Raw genomic sequence first — 619 nt, 5'->3', positions numbered from 1 at the left:
AAGTAGAAGGGGTAGCTGCGACTGACTGCGCAGTCGTGGCGACCGTTCAAAACGTCAAGTTTCCTATACGCTATCTAAATGATCAAACGCTAGTATTTCACCACAATCCAGATACTGATAGCTGGAGCTGTATAAGTTCACTTAACGAAAAACAGGCTCCTAAGCGCTGTATAACTAATTAAAAATGAACATGCACACATTAGGACTATTGATAGCTAAGATTGTATAAAGCTGAACGTAATATAACGATAATATGCAGACCCTAGATAAGTTTGCAACAACCGCTAGGCTTTGGGGTCAGTAGCAACATTGTTTGAGGCATCGTCAACTGGAGTTGCTTGTTTCTTAAGTACTTCATAAAAATCCCCTAAGTCCATCTTGCGCGCTTTACCAATATCTTCGTCAAACAAGCTTTCAAGCTCTGCCATTGCAGATTGTGCTGATTCAATCATCCTTGCTTCATCATCATAGATAGCTTGCTGACGTTCAATCAAATCATCGTCATAGTCGCGGAAAGTCTGAATCGTATCGCGGGCTTTTTCAGGTGATATACCAAGCAGCTGTAGGGACTCGCGTGACATATCTAACGAGGACAAGTAGGTCTCACGCCAGATATGAC

General features: G+C 42.3%; 2 pseudogenes. One reads left to right on the top strand and one right to left on the bottom strand.

Annotation, left to right across the window (positions count from 1 at the left end):
- Positions 1-182, top strand: a pseudogene (locus tag ACS8FD_RS22075) (hypothetical protein); the annotation flags it as partial.
- 102 nt (positions 183-284) lie between these two features.
- On the opposite strand, the pseudogene ACS8FD_RS22070 reads toward ACS8FD_RS22075, so the two are convergent.
- Positions 285-619: pseudogene (locus ACS8FD_RS22070) on the bottom strand (glutathione-regulated potassium-efflux system protein KefB); the annotation flags it as partial.

The organism is Psychrobacter sp. 1U2, assembly GCF_051847575.1.
The sequence above is the reverse complement of the archived record's forward strand: the minus strand, read 5'-3'. Positions and strand labels throughout refer to the sequence as shown.